Source organism: Candidatus Bandiella numerosa, assembly GCF_021811875.1.
Lineage (GTDB): Bacteria > Pseudomonadota > Alphaproteobacteria > Rickettsiales > Midichloriaceae > Aquirickettsia > Aquirickettsia numerosa_A.
In genome coordinates, this window is sequence record NZ_JAJBJD010000049.1 from 1 (window position 1) to 6,949 (window position 6,949).

4 protein-coding genes are annotated in these 6,949 nt (G+C 29.8%); 1 reads left to right on the top strand and 3 read right to left on the bottom strand.

The window, feature by feature from the left end; genetic code table 11:
- Nucleotides 1–299 precede the first annotated feature (299 nt).
- From L8D11_RS02670 to L8D11_RS02680, 3 genes are all read right to left on the bottom strand, one after another.
- Nucleotides 300–2,363, bottom strand: coding sequence for a S9 family peptidase (locus L8D11_RS02670; protein WP_236870134.1), 2,064 nt, complete (start codon nucleotides 2,361–2,363; stop codon nucleotides 300–302).
- Nucleotides 2,364–2,537: 174 nt separating this feature from the next.
- Nucleotides 2,538–5,000, bottom strand: coding sequence for a translation initiation factor IF-2 (gene infB, locus L8D11_RS02675; RefSeq protein WP_236870135.1), 2,463 nt, complete (start codon nucleotides 4,998–5,000; stop codon nucleotides 2,538–2,540).
- Between the two features lie 120 nt (nucleotides 5,001–5,120).
- A complete protein-coding gene (locus L8D11_RS02680) occupies nucleotides 5,121–6,557 on the bottom strand; it encodes a Do family serine endopeptidase (protein ID WP_236870136.1) in 1,437 nt (478 codons plus the stop codon).
- 154 nt (nucleotides 6,558–6,711) lie between these two features.
- Here L8D11_RS02680 and L8D11_RS02685 point away from each other — a divergent pair.
- The coding region (locus L8D11_RS02685; protein WP_236870137.1) for a 6TM ABC transporter family protein at nucleotides 6,712–6,949 on the top strand (238 nt) is incomplete at its 3' end.

Sequence of the window (6,949 nt, forward strand, 5' to 3'; positions counted from 1 at the left end):
TCTGATACTACCTCGCCTTTTTCTTTTTTTCTTACTATTATTTCAAAATCCATTTGATACCTGTATTGTTTTAGGTCAAAGGTTAGCACTTTTCCTATTTATACGCTATCTAATATTTATGCTTCCTTCAGCGCTAAAATTTCTTTTTTCTTTTTTACTCATACTTCTTATTTTTTATTTATATTTTTATATCTTTTAGGAAATAAAACTACTCTTTTTGTTGTCTGACTTTTTCAGTCCACTATAAATGTTGTTTTTACTAACGCTCTAGTACATTAAAAGCTAAATCAAATGCTTAATTATTCCATTCCGTTCTGAATTACAAAGGCATATTCCTCTGCAATTTCTTTTAAATAAGTGTATCTACCAGTTTTTCCTGCATGCCCTGCATTCATGTTAGTTTTGAATAAAATTTTATTATTATCAGTTTTATATTCTCGCAGTTTTGCTACCCACTTTGCAGGTTCCCAATATGTCACTCTTGGATCAGTCAATCCAGCCGTAACATAGAAATTGGGATAATTTTGTTTCATGACATTATCATATGGAGAATAGCTTTTTATGTAAAAATAATAATCCTCATTCTTAGGATTTCCCCATTCTTTATATTCACCAGGGGTTAAAGGTAGAGCTTCATCAAGCATCGTGTTAAGCACATCAACAAAAGGAACATGAGCCACAGCTGTTCTAAAAAGACTGGCTTCCTCATTTACTGAAAATCCAACAAGCATCCCCCCTGCACTACCACCTGCTATAGTGATATTAGCATATTTTACGTATTTTTTTTCAACTAAAAATTTAGCTACATCAATAAAATCATAAAATGTTCTTTTTTTATTTAAAAATTTTGCAGATTCATACCACTCATAACCTAAATCATCACCACCTCTAATATGTGCAATGGCATAGGTAAAACCCCTGTCTATTAATGAAAAAATGCTCTTTCTAAATGATAATGGGATTGATATTCCATATGAGCCATATCCATATAAATATAGTGGATTATTTGAACCTAATATGAATTTATCTTTCCTATATATTAATGAAATAGGTATTTTTTCTCCATCTCTTGAGTCAGCATATAACCTTTCTACTCTATATTCATTTGAATTAAATCCTGAAGGTATCTCATCAATTTTTAAAATTTTCTCAACATTAGTTTCAAAATTATACTCCTTCACTGTAAATGGCGTAGACAATGAGCTATAATTATATCTCACAGAGTCTGCATCATAAGTGGTGAATACCACATCAACCTGATAACTTTCATCTTGAAAAGTTAAATTTTTAGATGAATTATCATTTAGATTTATAATTTCTATATCCAACAAACCATTTTTATTACTTGAGCTAGTAACAACCATATGATTTTTGTATAACTCAAAACTTCTAATATAACGAGCTTTGGAATAAGCAATAAAATCTTTCCAATTTTTTATCAAACTATTTTTTTCAATTTCAGCAATTCTAAAATTTTTACCTTTATCATTTGTAAGTATAAAAAATTTATTTTCATGATCACTGATTGAGTACCTATGACCTTCTTTCCTTTCAAAAAAAAGCTTAGGATTAAGATTATCTGTTGCTAAATCTACATAATAGCATTCATTTTCTTCATTATTTCCAGTAGAAATTATTAAGTATTTTTTGCTATTGCTTTTAACAATACCTACATTAAATGTTATATCCTCTTCTTGATATAACAAATTATCATCATCATAGCTTTCACCTAATTTATGATACAAAACTTTCTTAGCTCTCCAATTTTTTCCAGTTGGTATGTAAAAAAATCCCTCATTATTTTCATGCCAAACAACTTTCCCAAATGTGTTTGGTATAAAATCACTCAATAACGCGCCCTGGTCAATATTTTTTATTTTTATCTCGTACTCTTCATTACCTTTATAATCAACAGCAAACAAAGCGAATTGATGATTTGGACTAATTTTTATGCCTTTGACTTTGCAGTAACTATGCCCTTTGGCTAATTCATTTTCATCTAAAATTATTTCTTCCTTACTATCTAATGATTTATACTTTCTGGAATGAATCCAATAATCCATTCCTTTTTTAATATATGAATAATAATAATAATTTCCAATTTTAATTGGTACAGTTTCATCATCTTCTTTGATTTTTGATTTAATCTCACTATATATTTCATCAATTAAATCTGAATACTTAGATAATTCATGGTTAGCATAATTATTTTCAGATTCTAGGTAATTTAATATTTCCTTGTTTTTCACATTCGGGTAATCCTTGTCTCTCAACCAATCATAAAAATCATCTCTTTTATCATTAAAATTCTCAATAACCTTTTTATTTTTTTTTGCAACTGGCGCTGAAACCTTGTTTTTCATTTTTACTTAATTTTAAATTAACTCAAAGCATGAATACATAAAAATCCAAATCTCTCAACACAAACTATGTACTTAGCTGTCACGCACGATATCAGTTATTGATTAAAATTTGAGTGCATATTAATTTGTATAAATATTTAATTAATATTATATACGGCGTGATGTAATAAATTACTAATCATAATTTTTATTTTCTTCTTCAACAAATTCGTAAACTTCCAACTTGTCATTTTCTTTAAAATCAGAGAATTTTTCAAATGATATTCCACATTCAAATCCAGCTTTGACCTCTTTTACATCATCTTTAAATCTCTTTAAAGCACCTAATTTACCATCATAAATAACAATATTATTTCTAATAAGTCTTGCATTTGCTTTTCTTCTAATAACACCCTCTGTTACCATGCATCCTGCAACTTTACCTACTTTACTTAGGGCAATTACCTGCCTTATTTCAGCATAACCAGTAATATTTTCTCTTTTAATTGGTGATAGTAACCCGCCTACCATTGCTTTAACATCGTCAATGATATCATAAATTATAGAGTAATAGTTTATAGTAACGCCCAGGGTTTTTGCACTCTTTACCGTTTTACCATCAGCTCTTACATTAAAGCCCAAAATTATAGAATTTGTAACTTTAGCAAGAGAAACATCAGACTCTGTTATACCGCCCACTATAGCATGTGAAATTTTAATTTTAACTTCTTCATTAGCCAATTTCTGCAAACTATTCTTAATTGCTTCAAGTGAGCCGTGAACATCCACTTTAATTATGAGGTTAAGTGTTTTTGAATTATCAATCTGAGTCTTTAATAAGTCATCAAAAGAAGCTTTGCTATTAGTGGAGCTTAATATATTTCCTTTTCTATATTCAGCAAGCTCAACAATCTTTTTAGCAATTTTATCATTTTCAACGACTATAAATTTTTCACCAGCCTCAGGAGCATTGCTCAATCCTAATACCTCAATAGGTGTTGAAGGAACAGCTTTATCAACTTTTTGTCCTTTGTCGTTAACTAGAGCTCTAATTTTAAAATATTCATCATTTATAATTGCAATATCACCAACATACAATGTGCCTTTTTGCACCAATAAGGTGGACAATACACCTTTTGATTTATCCAATTTAGATTCAATTACCACACCTTCCGCCCTTCTATTTGGATTAGCTTTTAAATCTAAAACTTCAGCTTGGATTAAAATAGCATCTTCCAATTCTTTTAGTCCTTTCTTTTCTTTTGCAGATACAGGAACTACAATTGTATCTCCCCCCATATCTTCAGGAACTAACTCATAGTTAAATAGAGAATTCTTAACTTTTTCAACATTTGTTGCAGCTTTATCAATTTTATTAATTGCAACTATAATTGGAACATCAGCTGCTTTAGCATGATTAATAGCTTCTATTGTTTGCTCCTTTATTCCATCGTCTGCAGCTACTACTATGATTACAATATCTGTAATCTTTGCTCCCCTCATTCTCATGGCAGTAAACGCTGCATGACCAGGTGTGTCTATGAATGTTATGGAACTATTATTTCCTAGTGAAACATTATATGCTCCTATATGCTGTGTAATACCTCCGTGCTCTCCTGATACAACATCTGTTTGTCGAAGCACGTCAAGCAATGATGTTTTGCCATGATCTACATGCCCCATTATGGTTACTATTGGAGCTCTTGGCATTAATGAATCTGGAGAATCATCAACTTGATTTAAAAGTGATCTTTCAATTTCATACTCAGAAATTCTTATAGGAGTATGACCTAATTCTTGTACAACCAATTCAGCAGTGTCTGCATCAATCACTTGATTAATTGTTGCCATAACTCCCAAATTCATTAGGGTTTTAACCACATAGGAAGCTTTTTCTGTCATCCTGTTAGCTAATTCCTGAATGGAAATTTGTTCTGGAATTTTTACTTCTCTATATATTTTTTCTTGTTTCTTTCCTCTAGAATCCTTATTTCTATTCTTGGAACTAACTTTGATTGTTGTAACTTTTGTTTCTATAACATCATCTTCCTTTTCTAAATCGTATATCTTTGTTAAGGAAATTTTTTTTAGTTCTTTTTTATCAAGTATAATCTTCTTCTTTTTAACACCTTTTTTGTCCTCAAGTTCATCAAGCTTATCCACTAATTTATTTGATTTACTTTTAATATCTATGATATCTTTAGCTCGTGGCTTAGCAATTATAGATGCTTCAACATCGATTTCTGGCAAAACATTAAGTTCCTTTTTTGCCCTTCCGATATGATCTAGATTTTTTATCTCATTATCGTTATTAATATTTTGAGATTCATTTTTTTCTAAATCATCTATTGTTAGATTATCCAACCCTTTTACTACATCACTTAAATTATTATTTGTATCCAAAATTTTTGTTTTTTCTGCATCTAAAAAAGCTTTTAGCCTATTTTGTCTTTCATCAGATGTTAAATCACCTACTACATCTCCTCTAAAGTTTTTTGATGATTTTGTTTTGGTTACAACAATAACAGTCCCCTTTTTCTTATTTATAAAATTACCAGAAGGTATACTTTTACTGGGCAACTTTAGGCTTAATTTTTTAGTACTTAATCCTAAAGTTTTTTTAATTGTACTATTTTGCTCTGGCTTATCTTGAGTCATTAAAACTATTTAATTTATAATCAGTAAACACAATGGAATTATACGCCTTAATTCAGTAAAAGCAACCATATTGTAGGAATTTATGTTTTTAAAAGAGCAGTAAACCTTAAATTTAGTGTATTAACTCAATTCAATCGTAATGTAGAAGTTACTATTTTTTCTTGAAACCAAAACCCCAGCTTTTGCACCTTCATCTTTCGCTTTTAATTTAATATTTGTCAACAATGCCCTAAACTGTTTGGCAGAAGTAACTTCATCCAGATTAATACTACTTATAACATCCCCGACTTTTAGTCCTTTCCTATAAGCGTCGCAATTTTTATCAACTTTTGTCACCAAAACTCCATTAATGTCATCGCCTATTGAATAACTATTTCGTACTTCTTTATTAAGATTCACCACGCCAATCCCATGGTAAGTTGTTTCCACTGCAACCTCTTCTCCATCCTGATTAAATGGATCATTTTTAGGAATTTCCAATACTACACTTGTATTAATTTTTTTACCTCTCCGAATAATTTCAACTGGTATTTTGGTATTTAATGGAGAACCTGCTACAATCCTAGGAAATTGATTAACATTATTAAGAACTTTACCGTTAAATTTTACTATTATATCACCAATATTAATACCAGCTCTTTCAGCAGGGCTGTCTTTCATTATGTTAGACACAATTGCTCCATTAGCACTATCCAAATTAAATACTTTAACCATATCTTCTGTCAAAGGCTGAAACGTTATTCCAAGCCAAGGGCGCTCAATTTTTCCATCCTTTAACAATTTGTTTATTATTAATTTTGCAGTATTAGACTGTATTGCAAAACCAATTCCGACATTTCCCCCACTTGGTGAAACAATTGCGCTATTTACCCCTATCACTTCTCCATCCATATTGAACATTGGTCCACCTGAGTTACCTCTATTAATTGAGGCATCTGTTTGAATAAATTCATCATAAAACTGGCCTCCTAAATCTCTCCCTTTAGCTGACACTATTCCAGCAGTTACAGTTCCTCCAAATCCAAATGCATTACCGATAGCAATAACAGATTCTCCAACTCTCACTTTATCAGAATCACCAAATTTAACATAAGGAATTGAGCTATTTGCATCAATTTTCAACACTGCTAAATCTGTTTTCTTATCTCGCCCAATGACTTTAGCTTTATAAATTTTCTTCTCATTAGCCCCAATCGTTATGTTTATTTCTTGCGCATTATCAATTACATGATTATTTGTAACAACATGACCCTTATCATCAATCAAAAACCCAGACCCAAGTGAAATAATCTTTGATGGCTTATTTAAAAATGGACTTTTATTATATTCCTCAAAAAATTTAAAAAACTCTTCTGGCATTTCGGGAAAAGAGAAATTTGCATTGCCATTTTCTACTAATTGAGTTGTAGATATGTTGACAACAGCTGGACTTAATTTTTCAACTACGTCTGCTATTAAATTATTATTGCACTGATTAGCAAGTGCAGAAATATTAAAAAATAGAAAAATACTAACAGCTAACTTAGCAATTGCCTTCTTTGTATCAAATAAAAACATAACTTTATACACAAACGATGATTATTTACTTTAATAATTTAATTAATAATATACTTTTACTAACATAGAACTTAATTAAGTGAATATGCAATCAATTTCAAGCTTAAAATTTCTAAAACCATATTTAAAACAGCAAAAGATAAAGTTGATCATTATGTTTTCAGCATTAATTATCACCTCCTCTTCTGTTTTAATTTTTAGTAAATATCTAAGCTACATAATAGATCACTTTTTTTTTCATTCAATGAATCCTGATTTTTTAAAATTTTTTTTATATCAAAATTTATTGATATTAATTTTAGCAATTGGAACAGCAATGAGATATTATTTTACAACTTCAATTGGAGAATATATAGTTCTTAATATTAAAAAAGATCTATTTGGTCATTTAC